The sequence below is a fragment of the Sinosporangium album genome, assembly GCF_900100605.1.
In the GTDB taxonomy this organism is placed as follows: Bacteria; Actinomycetota; Actinomycetes; order Streptosporangiales; family Streptosporangiaceae; genus Sinosporangium; species Sinosporangium album.
The window spans coordinates 95,089-110,462 of sequence record NZ_FNCN01000004.1 but is presented as its reverse complement, the minus strand read 5'-3'; the positions used below and the strand labels follow the sequence as shown (position 1 = coordinate 110,462).

At 67.2% G+C, this 15,374-nt stretch carries 13 protein-coding genes; 2 read left to right on the top strand and 11 right to left on the bottom strand.

From position 1 onward, the window contains the following. Positions 1 to 298: 298 nt before the first annotated feature. Positions 299 to 1,273 (bottom strand): helix-turn-helix transcriptional regulator, encoded by a 975-nt coding sequence (locus tag BLQ73_RS05450; RefSeq protein ID WP_093168893.1) that lies wholly within the window; start codon positions 1,271 to 1,273, stop codon positions 299 to 301. Between the two features lie 98 nt (positions 1,274 to 1,371). On the opposite strand from BLQ73_RS05450, the gene BLQ73_RS05445 reads away from it, so the two are divergent. Next, entirely contained in the window at positions 1,372 to 1,575 is a 204-nt protein-coding gene (locus BLQ73_RS05445) for a hypothetical protein (RefSeq protein ID WP_218125634.1), read from the top strand. Between the two features lie 358 nt (positions 1,576 to 1,933). On the opposite strand, the gene BLQ73_RS05440 is transcribed toward BLQ73_RS05445, so the two are convergent. Together BLQ73_RS05440 and BLQ73_RS05435 are read right to left on the bottom strand one after the other, a co-directional pair. After that, the gene (locus BLQ73_RS05440; RefSeq protein WP_093168891.1) at positions 1,934 to 2,401 is read right to left on the bottom strand and encodes an ATP-binding protein; all 468 of its coding nucleotides are present in this window, start codon (positions 2,399 to 2,401) and stop codon (positions 1,934 to 1,936) included. Positions 2,402 to 2,403: 2 nt separating this feature from the next. Further along, positions 2,404 to 2,754: an STAS domain-containing protein gene (locus tag BLQ73_RS05435; RefSeq protein ID WP_093168889.1), complete on the bottom strand. Its 351-nt coding sequence runs from the start codon at positions 2,752 to 2,754 to the stop codon at positions 2,404 to 2,406. A 413-nt stretch (positions 2,755 to 3,167) separates the two neighbouring features. Here BLQ73_RS05435 and BLQ73_RS05430 point away from each other — a divergent pair, with 413 nt between their 5' ends. Continuing rightward, positions 3,168 to 5,735 (top strand): DEAD/DEAH box helicase, encoded by a 2,568-nt coding sequence (locus BLQ73_RS05430; protein WP_245690814.1) that lies wholly within the window; start codon positions 3,168 to 3,170, stop codon positions 5,733 to 5,735. A 234-nt stretch (positions 5,736 to 5,969) separates the two neighbouring features. Here the strand turns inward: BLQ73_RS05430 and BLQ73_RS05425 are convergent, their stop codons facing one another. The 8 genes from BLQ73_RS05425 to BLQ73_RS05390 all read right to left on the bottom strand — a co-directional run bounded on the left by BLQ73_RS05425 (position 5,970) and on the right by BLQ73_RS05390 (position 14,995). Beyond that, entirely contained in the window at positions 5,970 to 6,377 is a 408-nt protein-coding gene (locus BLQ73_RS05425; protein WP_218125633.1) for an Rv3654c family TadE-like protein, read from the bottom strand. Positions 6,378 to 6,758: 381 nt separating this feature from the next. Continuing rightward, positions 6,759 to 7,253: a TadE family type IV pilus minor pilin gene (locus BLQ73_RS30990; RefSeq protein WP_143020136.1), complete on the bottom strand. Its 495-nt coding sequence runs from the start codon at positions 7,251 to 7,253 to the stop codon at positions 6,759 to 6,761. Positions 7,254 to 7,290: 37 nt separating this feature from the next. Beyond that, on the bottom strand, positions 7,291 to 7,779 hold the full coding sequence (locus BLQ73_RS34830) for a DUF4244 domain-containing protein (protein ID WP_338056595.1): 489 nt from the start codon (positions 7,777 to 7,779) through the stop codon (positions 7,291 to 7,293). Between the two features lie 456 nt (positions 7,780 to 8,235). Then, positions 8,236 to 8,769 (bottom strand): type II secretion system F family protein, encoded by a 534-nt coding sequence (locus BLQ73_RS05410; RefSeq protein ID WP_245690813.1) that lies wholly within the window; start codon positions 8,767 to 8,769, stop codon positions 8,236 to 8,238. Positions 8,770 to 9,560: 791 nt separating this feature from the next. Further along, entirely contained in the window at positions 9,561 to 10,280 is a 720-nt protein-coding gene (locus BLQ73_RS34465) for a type II secretion system F family protein (protein ID WP_093168885.1), read from the bottom strand. Positions 10,281 to 10,587: 307 nt separating this feature from the next. After that, the gene (locus BLQ73_RS05400; protein WP_245690811.1) at positions 10,588 to 11,793 is read right to left on the bottom strand and encodes a TadA family conjugal transfer-associated ATPase; all 1,206 of its coding nucleotides are present in this window, start codon (positions 11,791 to 11,793) and stop codon (positions 10,588 to 10,590) included. A 266-nt stretch (positions 11,794 to 12,059) separates the two neighbouring features. Next, positions 12,060 to 13,124 (bottom strand): septum site-determining protein Ssd, encoded by a 1,065-nt coding sequence (gene ssd / locus BLQ73_RS05395; RefSeq protein ID WP_093168883.1) that lies wholly within the window; start codon positions 13,122 to 13,124, stop codon positions 12,060 to 12,062. Positions 13,125 to 14,209: 1,085 nt separating this feature from the next. Then, the gene (locus BLQ73_RS05390; RefSeq protein WP_093168881.1) at positions 14,210 to 14,995 is read right to left on the bottom strand and encodes a Fic family protein; all 786 of its coding nucleotides are present in this window, start codon (positions 14,993 to 14,995) and stop codon (positions 14,210 to 14,212) included. Positions 14,996 to 15,374 lie beyond the last annotated feature (379 nt).

Sequence of the window (15,374 nt, the reverse complement as noted above, 5' to 3'; positions counted from 1 at the left end):
ACCTGCTCGAATCCCAACCAACACCCAAGCCCGAGCGCCGCGCCCGATGGTCGCCCACCCTCGGAAGGCACCCCGCCATCGCCCACCAGGCGAGCACGGTTCCCCTCTGCTGGAGCCTGCCGCGCCTCCGGTTACATCAGAGCCGTCCCCAAGATCGCCGCACATCGGTCGTCAGGGGCGGGAACAGCACTGGCCGCCGGCGCCAACCCAGAGATCGCGCCCCGCGCGGCGGCTCCCGGGGCGAATATCGGCAATCGGCCGGTTCTCGCTTCGCGCCGCCGACTGAACCGCTTGCTCGTCATACAGGTCGGATGCTGCGTGCCGCCCGCGTCGCCCGGGTACCGAGTTCTGCGAGGACTTCGGCCAGCTCAGGTGGGGAGTGGACCTCAAACTCACATCCGAGCGCGAGCATCCGCTCAGCCAGCCACGGCAAGGGATCGTCCCGTTCGGCGGTCATGCGGCATTGTTTGGCGTTGATTGCTCGTACTTCGGCTGGGCCGTCTCCCAGGCGGCCGACCACCGCCGAAAGCGGCGCGTCGAAGGTCACCTCGACCTGGTGAACCACAGTGCCCCAGTCGGAGCGACGCCCGGCCACGTAGTCCGCAGGGCTATCCGCCGGGAGTTCGGGCGGAGACGCGCGCATCCCTGTCGGGCGCGGCTCGCTCACCCGGTCCACTCGGTAGGTCCGCCATTCCCGGCGATCGTCATCGAACGCGACCAGATACCAGCGCCGCCGGTGCGCGACGAGACCGACCGGGTCCGCAAGGCGCCTTGTCTCGGTACCGTCTGCCGAGCGGTACTCGAAGCGGACCTTCTCCATGCGGGCTATCGCCCCCGCCAGAGCCGTCAGGACATCCACATCGACCTGCGGGTCGTCCCCGATCACCGGCATCGTCGCCGCTGCGAGCACGGAGACACGTTGCCGCAGCCGCGCCGGGAGGACCTGGGTGAGCTTGGTCAGTGCCCGTGCCGAAGCCTCCCCGAGCCCGTCCACAGCCATCCCTGCGGCGGCGCGGATCCCGACGGCAACCGCGACCGCCTCCTCATCGTCCAGCAGGAGCGGAGGCATCGCCTGTCCGGCTGCGAGGCGGTAGCCGCCCAGAGTGCCCAGGGTCGCCTCGATCGGGTAACCGAGGCCGCGCAGCCGGTCGATGTCACGCCGCACTGTCCGATCGGTCACTCCGAGACGGTCGGCGAGTTCGCTGCCCGGCCGCTCCCGGGGAGACTGCAACAGCGAGAGCAGGGTCAGGAGCCGGGCGACAGAATCAGCCATGGTGACCAGACTATTGATATATCTAGGACCGATTTGGTCCTAGATAGTGTCTAGCGTCGAGAGCGTTCACACAGACCACGGCATCCTCCAGCTGGCCCATGTACAACGGCCTGGTCGACGGCGGCTTCGGCTGGCCCCGCGGCCAGAACCTGGTGCCCACCGGCGTCTACGCGGGCGGGTCGGCACTCTGGCGGCGGCTGGCCGAACGCGACAACATCATCGCCCACTGGCCCGAGGGCCGCAGGTATACGGCCTTGACGGCGACCGTACGGATCTCCGCAAGGCCCTCTCAGAACACGTGAAGTGCGCTGGCATCGGGACTCGTTACAGCGGTCCTGGGCAGTTGCACGCATCCCGCAACCACGCATCCCGCGACACAGCAGCCCGACGGCGCCTCGCGCAGCGGCGAAAGATCAAAGCCGGACGGCCGCCGCCCCGGATGCTCACCTCGACGATTTCCCGGAGAGAGCGCGGGCAGCCCATCGAAAGGGCTGGAAACGACACCCGGCGACGCCGGTATTGGCATGGGATGCGCCAATGCCGGCGTCGCCGTTCGACTCCGTATGCCGTACGGCTTTCGCCCGGCAGCGGTCTGCGTCGTGAGCAGGAGCTCAGTCGTGAGCGGGAGCTCACTGGTCGTTGGGGGTGATGATCCTGGTTTCAGGCGGGGGTCAGCCCGTTGGCCGCAGTGGCGGCTGCAGGCCAGCTCATGCGAATGCGCATTCCCTTGGGTCCGGGGTAGACCTCGACGTCGTCGGCCAACCCGGTGATGACAGCTATGCCGAATCCCGACATGAAACTGTCCGGCACCAGGTTGAAAGATGCCTCGTCGCCCAGGTGGAGCGTTTGGGAAGGCTCCTCGATCGGCGACTCCTCATTGGGGGCGGAGTCGCTGACGACCACCTCGAACCGTCCCGAGTCATCGGACAGCTCAATGCGGATGGGCTCGCTCGGGCAGTGCAGTCGATGTGCCTCCACTGCCCTTGAGCATGCTTCACCGACTGCGAGCCGCACCTCGTCCAGCAGGGACTCCTGCACGCCTGTGCGCCGGGCGATCGCCGTGGCGACCAAGCGGGCCGTGCGCACGTGGGCGGGTAGGGCACTGAACGTCAGCTCGACGGTGGCCATGACTACTTGTCTCGGCCGTGAGCTTCCCTGGCCTCTTCCACGGAAGCGTAGATCCCGAAGACCTTCGTAAGTCCGGTGATCCGGAAGATCTTCAGGATGCGCTCCTGTGTGCAGACGAGTTCCAGTGACCCGTCGTGCGCGCGCACACGCTTGAGTCCGCCTACCAGGACACCCAGGCCGGTCGAGTCGAGGAAGTCGACCTTCTCCATGTTGACCAGCAGGTGGAAGTTACCCTTGTTCACCAGGTCGATCAGGAGCTCACGAAGTCGTGGCGCGGTGTAGACGTCGATCTCGCCCTCGACGTCAACTGTGGTGAGCCCGTCCTCGGTGTGGTGGTCCAACTTCAGATCCACAGATCCTCCAGCGCCTTGCCTGCGAAAGTACAGTTGCGGGCCTGGCAATCTGGGGTTGGTCACCCCGGAATAACAAGACCCCGACGCGCGGCATTCAACCACGGTCTGCCTCAGTGTCTATACGAAATCACGAGTCCCGGCGACTCTGCCCCCGGATGACAGACTGGAAACCAGTGACCTCCTCCGCTTCGACTCCGCATCGAGCAGATGACCTACTCGGCAACCTGCTCGCCGTTCCCGCACGCCGGAAGCGCGTGACGCACGTGGAGCACGTTCCAGCACGTCAAGCTGGTCAAGCCCGTTGGCCCGCCTGGACGCCCGAGTTCGTCATTACGCGTATGGCGAACTTGGGGGTCTTCGGCCTCTGGCCCCACCAGTTGGAGGCCGCCGAGCACGCGCACCGTGGCCAAAACGTGATCATTGCCACTGGCACCGCCTCGGGAAAGACCCTTGCCTACCTGGTGCCGGCAATCACCGAAGTGCTCGACGGGGCCACCGTTCTCTATCTCACCCCCACCAAGGCTCTCGCCGCCGACCAGCTCAGAGCACTGCGCGCCTTTGACATGCCACCGCTGCGGGCGGCGTGTTTCGACGGGGACACACCTTTCGAAGAGCGCGCCTGGATCAGGCAACACGCAAACTACGTGCTGACCAATCCCGATATGGTCCACCGTAATCTCCTGCCCCGCCACGCCCAGTGGTCCACCTTCCTGCGCCGCCTCCGCATGGTCATCGTCGACGAGTGCCACGGCTACCGCGGCGTGTTCGGATCCCACGTCGCCCAGATCCTCCGCCGCCTCCGCCGAGTCACGGCGAAGTACGGCTCGCGCCCCGTCTTCATGCTCGCCTCCGCGACCGCCAGAGATCCCGGTATCGCCGCAACCCGCCTAACAGGGCTTGAAACGGTCGAGGTGACGACCGACACCTCACCGAGGGGCGCCACTACCTTTGCCCTCTGGGAGCCCCCTCTGACCGATCTGCGGGGCGAAGGAGGGGCTCCAGTACGGCGTACCGCCGCCGCCGAGACCGCCGATCTCCTCGCCGACCTCGTCGCCGCCAACGTCAGGACCCTCGCCTTCGTGCGCTCGCGCCGCGGTGCCGAAACGGTGGCCATGACCGCACGCGCGAAACTCAGCGATCTTCTCCCCCCTTCACGTTCTTCAACGCTGTCCGAGCAGCCTCTTTCAGCACCTCGGCCACTCCAAAACCAAACAACGACCCCCTACACACAGGGGACCCGCAACACCACCTCTCCCTCACGCAGGCACCCACTTTCTCCGTCGGAGGAGCCCAGCGCCCCCGCCCATGAAGCCGCGCCCCATGGCCAGGAGCCCGCGCCCGGCAACCGGGAGAACAAGCCCGCCGCCCCAGAAAGCCGACCCGGCGACCACAACGGCGGACCCGCCACTCCAGAAAGCCGACCCGGCGACCGCAACACCGGACCCGCTATCCCGGAAATCGGACTCGACGACCGCGACAGCGGCCCTACCGCCCCGGAAAGCCACCAGCACAACCGGAACAGCAGGTCCGCCACTCCGGTAAAGGAGCCCAGCGACGGCGGACCCGCCGTCCCGGAAATCGGACCCGGCGACCGGGAGAACGACAGCCTGGCAGGGAGCAGCCCGTCGGGTGAGTTCACGCTGGACGACGACCTCCGGGATCTGCCGAACAAGGTCGCCGCTTATCGCGCGGGGTATCTGGCCGAGGACCGGCGACTACTGGAGAAGGCCGTGCGGACCGGCACTCTCATCGGGCTCGCCACAACGAACGCCTTGGAACTCGGCGTCGACATCTCCGGGCTGGACGCCGTGCTGATCGCCGGATGGCCGGGCACGCGCGCGTCTCTATGGCAGCAGGCCGGGCGAGCCGGGCGCGCGGGACAGGACGCCCTCGCGGTGCTCATCGCGAGAGACGACCCCCTCGACACCTACCTTGTGCATCATCCCGAGGCGCTGTTCGGCCAGCCCGTCGAAAGCATCGTCCTCGACCCCGACAACTCCTATGTTCTCGCGCCTCACCTTTGCGCGGCGGCGGCGGAGATCCCCCTCACCGACAACGACCTTTCCATCTTCGGACCCAGCTCCCCCGCAGTCCTTGACGACCTGGTGGCCCGGGGCCTGCTGCGCCGTCGAGCCTCCGGGTGGTTCTGGACCAGCCGCGAGCGAGCCACCGACCTCGCCGACATCCGTGGCGGCGGAGGACAACTGATCCAACTCGTCGAACAGACGACAGGGCGTCTCCTTGGAACAGTGGACGAGTCATCCGCGCACACCTCCGTTCACACAGGCGCGGTCTATGTGCACCAAGGCGAGAGCTTCCTGGTCAAAGAGCTGGACCTGGAGACAGGCATCGCCCTGCTGACCTCCGGCGAGCCGGACTACTCCACCTACGCACGCGATGTCACCGACATCACCGTCCTGTCCACGCTGCGATCCCACCCGCTCGGGCATGGGCACCTTCATTTCGGCGAAGTCGAGGTGACCCGCCAAGTCATCTCCTATCTGAAGCGCAGACTCCAGACCGGAGAGATGCTCGGCGATGAACCGCTCGACCTCCCGCCGCGCACACTACGCACCCGCGCCGTCTGGTGGACCCTGCCTCCCTCCCGGGTTTCCGAGCTCGCCGAAACCGGCCTCCACCTCGGCGGAGCGGCCCATGCCGCAGAACACGCCTCCATCGGGCTCCTCCCTCTCTTCGCCACCTGCGATCGATGGGACATCGGCGGAGTCTCCACCGAACTCCACCCCGACACCGGCCTTCTCACCGTGTTCGTCTACGACGGCCACCAAGGCGGAGCCGGCTTCGCCGAACGGGGATACGCCCGTGCCGCCGACTGGCTACGCGCGACACGCGAAGCCATCGCCAGCTGCGAATGCGAACGCGGCTGCCCCTCATGTATCCAGTCGCCGAAGTGCGGCAATGGCAACGACCCCCTCGACAAGGCCGGCGCCTTGCAACTCCTGGACATCCTGCTGCCCTGACTCCGAACACACCGCCCCCATCAGGCAGGCCCCACCCCCAATCCCCCTCAACCGGCCCGGGCAGCGCCCCTTGGAGTGGTGCATGAGGTCAGGGCGCGGCGCTTGGCGCGCAGCCCGCCGCGCTTTTTGGCCGTGACCGTCGAGACGATCCGCTGGTGGTGTTGCTACTAACGACACGAGGGGGTGCCCGAGAGAGCGGTTGGTCGTATAGGGGCTTTCGCGGAAGCCGGTCGGTCACTGAGGCGTGGGCAACGCTCGTGATGCCTCGGCGGGACCGGCTCTCGCGCGTGCTGTGATGACGTGCAGGCCGACACCCCGTAGAGGCAGAGTCGTGCGTATAGCGACGCGCACATCAACGGTTTCATCGGTCACATCACACCGCTGGAGCACGGCCCCGTTGGCGTGCGCCAGAGTCGTCGCCTCCCGGCACGCATGGGCGTGGTCAGCAAGCAAGACTCTCGCGGCGTTCAGCGCACTGAGGTCGGCCGCCGCTTGCGCCCGATGACGCGCGACGCGGACCATGCCGACCACGACCACCGCATATGTCACAAGCATGATCAGGGCGATGACCGTCAGCGCCCACACGGTTACCGATCCGCGCTCCAGGCGGGATAGGGCCTTCGTCTGCTCCCCAGACATCATCAGAAACCTCCGAAGAAACCCCCGCCTTCAGGCGGGGAGGGATCGGACCCCTGCGGAGCAGGGCAGGGGCAGGCATTCCGCCGCCAGGCGAAACGCCGTACGAACACACGCACGATCTTCAGCCGATCGCGTTCCTTTGTGGCCATCTCCTTGTGGCCGTCTGGATCGAGGGGAGGCGTGGCCTCAAGGCGATCGAACCGCCAAGGCCCCGCAGAAAAGGCACTGTGACTCCTCCGCCTCCTGAAGAAGGCGGCTGCTCACTCGGCCGCTTCCATAGCCCGGCGAAGGGCAAGCCCTGCCCCGTGGATGCTCTTAATCACAACAGCACCATCCATCTAACGCACCGGCGAACGGAGATCTCTGATGCGCCAACCCGTCAGGTCAATGCACGGTCGGGCCTTGGCGGCCCTCCCGCTCCCGATTTCCGTCGCCTGAAGGCAACGGTCTCCTCGGGGGGATCTGATGGGGCTCCCCCGGCTCCCCCGGCTCCCCCGGCTCAGCGGCGGACACCGCCGTGGCCCGCACCGTGATGCCGGGCAAGCCGTTTCCCCATTCCGGGCGAACTTTGAATGCGACCTCCACACGGACGGCTCCACCATCACGGGTGACCACCACGTGTGCGCCGGACGGGAGCGATGAGGCGACGGCTTGGCGCACCTGATCGGGGCTCTCGCCGCGGGCTGCGGCCCTCGCGCCGGTTCGAGCGGCGTCAACGCATCGGAGCTGCCCGTCGACGATGGCGATCATCCAGAGGGACGCGGCCAGCACGACGACGATGACCGGTAGGACCGCAGCGGTCTCAGCGGTGATCGAGCCCCGCGAGCGAAGGACCGCCCGCAACGACGGAAGGCATGGGGATCCCAAGACCTGGCTCATAGCGGCAGCTTTCTGGCGAATGGTGTGATCGCGTCGATCAGCCGGCGACGCTCAAGGCCCGCTTGATCAGTTCGACGAGCAGGGTACGGACCTCCTCCGAAGTGACGATCTTGAACAGGAGAGCGGCGAAGCCACATGCCGCGATGGTGCCCACGGCGTACTCCGCTGTGGACATGCCCCTGTCACGCCCATGCTTGGCGTGGCCGCGAATCGACGACTGTGTCCCACAGCCGCGGTGAGCCGCGATGTCGGGTGCCCCTGTCGCGGGAATCGCGGTGGCCACGAGGCGCCGCAGGATCCGGATGGCGGCGGCGCCGAGCAGGCGGGCCCGGTGGACCGACGGGGTGGGCGCGCTCGGCCTTGTCGGCAGGACCATCCCGATGACCATCCACATGTCGACGGGACGACCCCGGCCACGAGCCGTCGAGGCTGCACGCAGCGGACATGCGGATGCCAAGGCTTGGCCGACGAGGGCGGCGGTGGGCCGCATGGCACGAGAATTCACGTGTGAGATCTGCTTGTGCATGATTTTCTCCTGTTGATCGACCGGGCGTGGCCGCCCGGTGAATGGAAGACCCAGAATGGTGGAACTGCTGAACCCGCGAGCGGCCGAACGCGATTCTGTGGATAACTCGATGAGGGCGCCGCCCGAGCCTCGAATCTGTGGATACAACCGACCGATATAAGCGGTTCTCGCCAGATCAAGTAGATGCCTGAGAGAAGCAATCGATACCAGGCCCATTTCACTCCTGACGCACCAACGACCTGCCATTTCTGGAGAAATCACGTTTTGCGGATGAGGCTTCTGTGAATATTCGCCTCACAGCAGAAAGTCGTGCCGTGGGCACTCGAAGCACTCTGAACCCAGGAGGGTTCATCGCAGAGTCGCTGGTGAATCCAGAAGACACCAGGAGAGGTTCAGCGCCACCCCGAGCAGCGCTTAAAGAAAGGCTGTTCATGTGCGCCCTGGGAATCGCCGACGCTAGGGCAGCACGATCTGTGAAGCCAAGCCGGCCACGACCGGGACAATGCCCAAGAGCACGAACGACGGCAGGAAGCACAGCCCGAGGGGCGCCACGGCGTAGACGCCCACCCGACGGGCGGCGGCCAGGGCTGCGGCGTGTGCCGTACGACGAGTGTCGTCTGCCAGACGGGTGAGGATGCGGGCCGTCGGTGCTCCGCTGTCGGCGGCGCGGACCATTCCTCTGGCCAGCTCGGCGAGCGCGGGCTCGGACCCGAGCTCGCGCCAGGCGTCGGCGGCGTCGGCCCCCAGGCTCAGCCGCCTGCTCACACTGGTCAGCCGCTCGGCCAGAGGTCCGCCGACCGCGGATGCCGTCGAGTCGACGGCCGAGCCCAGGGGACGCCCAGCACGCAGACATGCCGCCATGAGCTCGATGGCGAACGGCAGGTCTGCGGCCATGCGCGTTCGCGCGAGACGCCCATGGCGCGACTCGTGCCGACGGGATGCCATGGCGATGACAAGTGCGGCGAGTAGACCGAGAATCACCCCTGCCATGCCGCCAATGGACACAACGAAGAATAAGAATGCCAACGGCATGGAGAGGATGACGACCCACTGAGGCGGCTTCCCGTTCCTATTGCTGGAGACCTCTGCGGAGCGCAACGAAGCGAGAGCTTCACCCGGCCGGGTCGTCGATATCGCCGACCGGCGACCGGGGCGCATTCCAACCACCGCTTTACGCCGCGTGCCACCTCTGGAATACCCTGGGATGGCCTTGGAATTCGGCAACTCCTCTAGGGCGATTTGTAAGCCATGTGTGGCCTTCGGAGCATATGAGATCTTTCGGGGTGCGGCTGCGTCGGCCCGTTCAGGTGGAGACGCAGTAGGAGCGGATCTCCCGAGAAGCTCTGAAAGACGCTCACTTGGTCTGCCGGCGGAAAGCCAGCACCATGAAGCGAGTGACACGAGCAGGGCGGCTATAAGGATCACGACGGCGATCTCACCTCGATACTGTAGTTGAATCTGCGTGGTTGAGCGGCAGGGATTTCACCGTCGCGGGCATCTGAGCCGACCAGAGGTTTTCGACACGGCCGGCGGCAAGCCTCTGGGTCCACATATCCCGCAGCACGACACATTCCTCCAGCCACGGGAGAGCGTTTTCCACAGAGGAATCGACACGTATTGCACCGACGGATTTAAAGGGCGGATATTTCACACACGGAGGCCATGGCGAGGCGACGACTATGGCGAGACGACCACCGATAAAAGGAACTACTCTTTCTCGCACAATTTTGCAGCAGCGCTGAAGGCCGACGCGGTGATTTGGAGATCACGAATCGCAACCGCTACGGCTCCTGCACTCGGCTCACCATCCGGTGGATCCACCACAAACCGGCGAGATTCAAGGCCACACCCGCCGCAAGGCAGGCAAAGCCGGCTGGACCGCCGAAGAGAAAATCCAACGGACTCATCCCCAATCCGATTCCCATAAGGATGCCGAGCAGAGGAAGGATCGCCAGGAGCTTGGCCGTGGCTCGGGGACCGGACAGATGGGCGGTGAGTTCCTCATGGTGGCGTAGGGATGCGCGGAGGGAGGCGGCGACCTGATCGATGAGAGGGGCCAGGGCGGCTCCCGCCGTATGACTCGCCTGCCAGCAGGCGGCAAGCCTCTGTAAGCCCTCCCCTCCGAGCCTGGGCGCTGCGCGCACGAGGGCGGCGGCGACGTCGCGTCCGTCCTGCGCGGCTGCCGCCACGGCGGCGAAGCGCGACGGGTCGGGAAAGTCGGAGGTCGCGATGACGCGGACCATCGCCTCACCGGGGGTGCGCCCTGCGGAGAGCTCAGCGGAGAGTCCTTGGCAGAACTCGACTTGGGCGCGACGCCATGCGATGACTTCTTGAGATTTGCCTCGCCACACCGCATGCCGTTGGATATGGAGAAGCCATGCAGTGCGTATGCTCCAAGCCTGCTTAAAATGACGGCGTTGGCGGACGTCACCTCCGGTATGGAGGCGCCGCAATCGCGCCGTCTCCGAATGTGGAGCCGACCAGCACCATAGTGCGGTCATAACACCAACTGAAGCGATAATCGTCAGCACCGTGCTTCCTTAATGGGTCGGGCCGGAGGGGCGGCACACGAACGATATGAGGTTGAGCGGTTTCTCTGACGTGTCAGAGCCGAATGCGATCAGAACATGCACAGGCATATGCCCACGACATGCACGGGCCCGCGGTGAAATCCGTGGCCGGGACATCCGACAACCCTCATCAGGCGGCGTTCGCCGTGCCGAATCAGTGCCGAATCAGTGCCGAATCAGTGCCGAAGCTGTGGTCTCCCGCATGCTGATAAGCGCAAGGCCCGTCACACGCCGGTGCTCATCCCCAGCCATAGACCTTGTGCGATCTTCTTCGTTGGAGGATGCGCTTGCGCAGGGCCGGGAGGGCGAGGCCGTGGATGGTGGAGCCCTCAGGGGTGAAGGTCAAGGCGGGTGCGGCTTCCACCAAGCCATCGGGCAGGCGGTTGAGCAGGCAGATCTCCGCGATTCTGCGGCGCCCGCCGAGTTGGTCGCGGACCAGGTGAATGATGACGTCGAGTGCGGCGGCAAGCTGACTGTGCAGTGCCTCCCGGGTCAGACCCGCCGCACAGGCGAGGGCCTCCAGCCGAGGAGGCACGTCGGCCGCCGTATTGGCGTGCAGGGTGCCGCAGCCGCCTTCGTGCCCGGTGTTGAGGGCTGCCAGCAAGGTGATCGCCTCGGCTCCTCTCACCTCACCGACGACCAACCGGTCAGGGCGCATCCGCAGTGCCTGGCGCACGAGGTCTTGAAGGCCCACACCGCCCGCGCCTTCCACGTTGGCGGGGCGTGACTCCAGCCGCACCACGTGCGGGTGGCGCGGCTGGAGCTCAGCGGAGTCCTCGACGAGAAGAAGCCGCTCAGAGGGATCCGCCAGTGAGAGAAGGGCCGAGAGCAACGTCGTTTTGCCGGTGCCGGTGCCGCCGGTGACGAGGAACGCGAGACGTGCGTCCACGACGGCGGCGAGCACATCGGCGGCGTCGGCGGGGATGGCTCCCGACCGCACGAGGTCGGGCATGGTGAAGGTGCGCCGAGGGGGAAGCCTCAGCGAGATGCACGTGCCTCCCGGCGCGATCGGCGCGAGGACCGCGTGCAAGCGGACACCGCCCGCAAGCCGCGCGTCAACGTGTGGAGAGGCGTCGTCCAACCGTCGGCCTGCCGCGGATGCGAGCCGTTGGGCAAGCCGTCTGACGGCGTCGTCATCGGGAAAGACGACAGACGTGCGCCGCAGCCCGAGACCGTCGTCGACCCACACCTCCTTCGGGCCGTTGACCAGGACGTCGGTCACGTCCGGCTCGGCGAGCAGCGGCTCCAAGGGCCCGGCTCCGATGAGGTCGGCGCAGAGCACCCGCGCGACGGTGAGGATCTCGGCGTCGCCGAGCACCGCTTTCTCGGCCCTTACCGCGGCTGCCACGTGAGCGGCGGTCGGCTCGACTCCTGACCGCGCGATCCGTAGCCGAACGGCCTCCAGGAGGTCGGAAGAGACCACCGAGTGGTCAATGCTCATCATGCTCACTTTTCCTCCACAGTGCTGAATGGATCAGCGGATCGCTCCTGACGGGAGCACCTGTTCGAGACAAGGGAAGGCTGTTTCGGAGGGGTATCGGGCCTCCACTCGGCCCAGGGCGTCTTCGGCCACAGCCGGCGATCAACGGCCGGCGCTCCGGAGGCACCCACCCGGCCGCTCTTCCTCCCCGCATGACCTCCCTCTCCTCCGGGCCGGTGCCGGCCGACGCCGGAAGAAGCCGCCCGCCATGCCCGGCACCCGGCCGGACGTCACCCCCGGTGTGAACCCGTGGGCTCAGGGGTGAGCAAGGTGCCGAGAAAGGACACGCAGAGTCGGCCCAGCGGAGTGCGGGTCCCCAACGGAGGAGGGCTGCCCCGGTTGAGAGCCATCGCGAGGCGCGGCTGGTCAGGCAGGACACCCGCGTGGGGAATGCCCAGCGAGTCGCACACCACCGTCTTGTCCAGGACGCCTTCACGGACCACCGCCCGCACGTCGCGGGTGTGCTGCTGAAGGCAGGCGAGCACCTGGGCGCCCGCGAGGACCCCTCGGACGTCGGCGGTGACGACCAGCAGGGTCGTGCCGGCTCGCGCCAGCGCTTCGGCCGCCGCGAGGTCGAGATGGCGGGGCAGGTCGATGACGACGAGGTCGAATCCGCGTTGGCCCGCGTGCAGCACGGAGCGCATGGCCTCGGCCGGAATCTGTGCTGCATGGCCCCGGTGGAACGCGAGGACTGCCAACTCGCCGAAGGAGGGCAGCGCCGCGTGCAGGGCCGTGAAACTGATGCGGCCCTCCCGGGCCACCAGGTCGGACCAGCGCGCGCCTTCGGCGGACTCCTGGCCCATGAGGGCGTCGATGCCGCCGCCCAAGGGGTCGGCGTCGACGAGCAGGGTGCGCAGGCGTTTGCGCGACGCGCTGACCGCGAGCGAGGCCGCCAACACGCTTGCTCCCGCGCCGCCGCGCCCGCCTATCACGCAGACCGTCACCCCCGCCCTGGTCACCGGCTCCACGGCGTCGGCGAACTCGTCGACGAGTCGCCGCTCGGCGTCGGGAAGCTCCAGAACGCCTTGAGCCCCGACGGCGACGCATCGGCGCCAAGAGGCCGGATCGTCGTGTTCGCGCGTGACGAGCAGGACCCTGTCGCGCGCCGGGGGCGCCATCGCCGCGACGGCGTCGGCCATGTCATCGCCCACGACGACGACCGGTGCCCGGCTCCAGAACGGCTTGGCGTGGACGGCCGCGTGCGCGACCGTCAGCTCGGCCCCGGCCGCCGCGGCGATGCGGAGCAGGTCATCGAGGAGCTCCGGGTGGTCGGTGACGATCAAAGGGCGGTTCATTCCTGCCTCCTTCGTTTCGAGGAGGCTCAGGATGCCCCGGCTCAGGGGCCGCCCATGGGGCCGAACGTGATTCTGGGGATAGTCGCCATCCTCCGGCCGACCTGTGGATGACCACGGCGGGTGCCAGGCGGATCACGCGGGCACAGCCGAGCCCGGGGAGGCCCAGGGAGGCCCGGGGAGGCGCTGCCCGCGTACGCGACGCGTGCGGGGACGCGTGCGGGGACGCGTGCGGGGACGCGTGCGGGGACGCGTGCGGGGACGCGTGCGGGGCTTGTGCCGTAGGGCGGGCCTGGCGCCTGGCGCCTGGCGCCGGTAAGAGCCGGTGGAGCCCGGAGGCCCGTGAGGCCGAAGGGGCTGGAGAAAAAAGGCGACCCCCGCCGGGGGGGAGAGCGGGGGTCGCCGAGCGGTCCGGCTCCGGGGGGGTAGAGCCGGTCCCGTTTAGGAAAAAAGTCTTTCAACAGTTAACCAGAACATGGCACGGGAGTTGCAAAGGTTGCCCATGCGCAGGCACTCCAGTTTAGGGAGATACCACCGTATGGTGCCCGATCAACGCGAGTTTCGTCGAGGCGAAATCTACGATTTCCGCTAGATTTTTCGGGGTAACGAACCAGACACTTTGCGTAACCGCCTCCATTCTTTCGCGCCACACCCGGAGATCATTACCGTGAGTGATCAGCGGGACGAGCCGACTCGCGGAGGTCCTGCATAGTTTTGACGACTTGCAGGGTGATAAGTGAGGTTCGCCCACCAAAGTCCCGCCAGTTGGCAAAGAGCTTGGAACCGGGCCTTCCCATCTGCACGAATCCGTCGTAGAAAGGTTTCACGGACAACACGTCCGGGGCACGGCCGCCGGGTACCCACGCGCGACCAGCCGCGGGAGGCGCGTCGAGACGGGCTTGACCCGGTCCGACGAATACAGGTGCACGCTTGGTAACCCGGCGTGACGTGCTGGCGACGGCGTCCCAGTCCAGGGACGCCGTCCGCTGTGTCCGGACATGCTCCCCAAGTCGGTCGCCCGCCCGGGGCGTCGCCTCCAGGACTCCAGGACTCCAGGGCTCCAGGACTCCCGGCTCCGCTGCCCCTCGCTACCCCCGCTGCATCGCCTCGCAGATGGCCGTGGCCTCACGGACCCCGAGGGTGACCGCGGACGCGCAGTGGCTCACCCACTGGGCCACGCCCTCCGGCGTGCCGGTGAGGTAGCCGCTCAGGGCCTTCGCGTAGTCACCGCCGAGCTCCAGGTGTCCGGCTTCCACGACCGCGAGGGATTTGGGGTCGAGCCCGAACTCCACGAGGGTGAGCCGTTCCGCGGCTCTGGCGATGAGTCCGTCTGCCGAGCCGAAGGGCCGCAGCACGGCGAGTTCGGCGTGGACGATGGCGGCCAGAACGAGCGCGGGGGCGGCGGTGGGGCCGGTCACGAGGGTGACCAGGCCGTCCATGCGGGCCGAGGTCTCGGCGGGCGGGGGGACGGAGCCGAGTCCGAGGGGGTCCGGGGCGCCGGCTTCGGTGCGGGGGCGGCCGAGGAGCGGTTCGCCGACGAGGCCGGCGGCGGCGAGGGTGTGGAGGCGGGCGAGAACTTGGCGCGGCGCCGTGCGCCATGTCTTGCCGAGACGTCCGAGTTCGGCGGTGACGCGCAGCGCGCCGTGGACGATCGGGTCTGTGACCTCTTCCCTGCGGAGGGCGTCGAGAGGCACGTCGACGCCTTCCAGGGCCGCTGAGGCGCGGGCGCCCCGGAGGGCGGACTCGGCAGACACCTCAGGGCTTCTGCGGCGGAGCACGCGATGGCGGTAGAGCCGGTCGACCGCCTCTCTGGCCTGCTGGACCGTCTCGGACACTCCAGGAAGTTCGGCGATGGCAGCCAGTGGGTCCTTCACGAGCCCAGACCCTACCGGCACGCTCCCATGAGGGCCGCCGTCGCCCCACTGGATCCGGCCGCGCACCCGGGGCCCAAACGTACACTCGCCCCAGGCCCAAAGGCTTCCGGCCCCAAGGCTCCCTAAGGACTCCTGAAGGCTTCCTGAAGGCGCGGACTGCGGACTGGGCCGGATCACCGTGGAATGGTCGTTCGGCGATTGATCGGAACCGCTCGGCGCGCCGTGTCCGGAAACACCCACGTTTCGTATTATTTCGGTATTACAACGTTTCAGACGTGATTGTCATGAACCTGTGAACATCAACCGATCATGCGACCCTTCGGTACAGACCTGTCTAGACCTCTTGTGGGGAGCGCACGTCGGCTGGTGAAGTGGGATG